Origin of the sequence: Nocardioides sp. (genome assembly GCF_031422975.1) — a bacterium.
Classification (GTDB): Bacteria; Actinomycetota; Actinomycetes; order Propionibacteriales; family Nocardioidaceae; genus Nocardioides.
Window position 1 is genome coordinate 1 of sequence record NZ_JANPEO010000525.1, and the last position, 1,724, is coordinate 1,724.

At 69.8% G+C, this 1,724-nt stretch carries 3 protein-coding genes; 2 read left to right on the plus strand and 1 reads right to left on the minus strand.

Annotated elements, in window-relative coordinates:
* The first annotated feature begins 105 nt into the window (after positions 1 to 105).
* Entirely contained in the window at positions 106 to 771 is a 666-nt protein-coding gene (locus tag RMO85_RS15685) for an LON peptidase substrate-binding domain-containing protein (protein WP_310529656.1), read from the plus strand.
* Positions 772 to 781: 10 nt separating this feature from the next.
* Positions 782 to 1,273, plus strand: coding sequence for a Cys-tRNA(Pro) deacylase (ybaK, locus tag RMO85_RS15690; protein ID WP_310529657.1), 492 nt, complete (start codon positions 782 to 784; stop codon positions 1,271 to 1,273).
* A gap of 12 nt (positions 1,274 to 1,285) precedes the next feature.
* On the opposite strand, the gene RMO85_RS15695 is transcribed toward ybaK, so the two are convergent.
* Positions 1,286 to 1,724, minus strand: a 439-nt coding sequence (locus RMO85_RS15695; RefSeq protein WP_310529658.1) for a hypothetical protein, incomplete at its 5' end; no start/stop codon positions are given.

Consider the following 1,724-nt stretch of genomic DNA (forward strand, 5'->3'; position numbering starts at 1 on the left):
GGCAATCCGCTCTGTGCCATGACTCGATTCTAGGGAGTCGCGGCGCACGACCCGACAACGCCGGCGGTCGGTGGACCGTTGACGGTCACCCGTTAGGTTGTCAGCGTGACCGACACGCTGCCGATGTTTCCCCTCAACACGGTGCTGTTCCCCGGCGTCACGATCCCGCTGCACGTCTTCGAGGACCGCTACCGCGCGCTCGTGCACCACCTCCTCAGCATCGACGACCCGGCCGACCGCGTCTTCGGCAGCGTCGCCATCCGCGAGGGGTACGAGGTGGGCGACCACGGCGCGCAATCGCTCTACCGCGTCGGCGTGCGACTGCAGCTGACTGAGGTCGAGAGCAATGAGGACGGCACCTTCGAGATCGTCGCGACTGCGCGCGATCGCATCATCCTCGGTGGGCTCGAGACCTCGGGTGACTTCGCCAACGGCGACGTCAAGGACTCCCCGGACGAGCCGATCGAGGGCAGCGAGGCGCTCCACGACCGCGCTCGCGCGACGTTCACCGCCTACCAGGCCGCCATCAGCATCATGCAGGGCACCACCTTCTCGGGCAGTCTCCCCCGCGATCCCGGCTACCTCTCCTGGACACTCGCCGCGCTGGCGCCGCTGCCGATGGCCGAGCGCCAGTCGCTGCTGGAGGCCGAGAGCCCCGAGGCCCGCCTGGAGCTGGTGACCCAGCTGCTGCGCGAGGAGCTGCGGGCCATCAACGTGATCCCGTCGCTGCCGGCCACCGACGTGGCGCGCACCGCCTGGTCCCCCAACTGATGCGTCCGCGATGTCGAAGAAGCAGCGGACCGGTGGCGGCACGCCGGCGACCCTCGCGCTGATCGCGGCCGGGTCCGCGTTCGAGCTGCACCCCTACGACCATGACCCGCGGGCCCCGTCGTACGGACTCGAGGCCGCCGAGGCCCTCGGAGTCGACCCAGCCCGGGTCTTCAAGACCCTGCTCGCCAACCTGGACGGCGCTCTCGTGGTGGGCATCGTGCCGGTCGCCGGTCAGCTCGACCTGAAGGCCCTGGCCCGGACACTCGGCGGCAGCAGAGCCGTGATGGCCGAGGTGAGCGCCGCCGAGCGCGCCACGGGGTATGTGGCCGGCGGCATCTCCCCGATCGGGCAGAGGAAGCGCCACCGGACCGTGCTCGACGAGTCGGCCCTCACCCACGCCACGGTCTTCGTCTCCGCCGGCCGCCGCGGGCTGGACCTGGAACTGACTCCGGCCGACCTGGTCGCGATCACCGAGGCGATCACGGCCAGGATCGGCCGATAGCACAGGCCGCCGTCAGTCCGTGGTGAGTCGCAGGATCGAGTGCGACACGTCACCGTCACGCCACGCGGAGATGCCGAAAGCGGAGAGGGGCTCGAGGTTCTCGGCCGCCTCCGCGTCGTCACCGGCGACGTTGACGAGCCAGTCGTCACCCGCGTCGAAGTTGACGAAGAGCACGACGCTCGCGTCGTCTGCTCCCTCCACGACCGACTTGTAGACCGAGGAGGCGCCGAGGTCGCCGCCCTCGAGCAGGGTCGCGCGGTAGTCCGCATCGAGGCTGATGATGACCGAGTCGTCGTCGCTCTCGGTCTCGAGGAGCGAGGCATCCTCACCCATTTGCGGGCGGATCTTGTCCAGCACCTTCTCGATCTCGGCGGGGTCGCCCTTGATCGTCATGCCGACGGGGATGTCGGCCGGGCCACCGTTCATCGCGGTCTCGGCGTCGAAGTCGGCG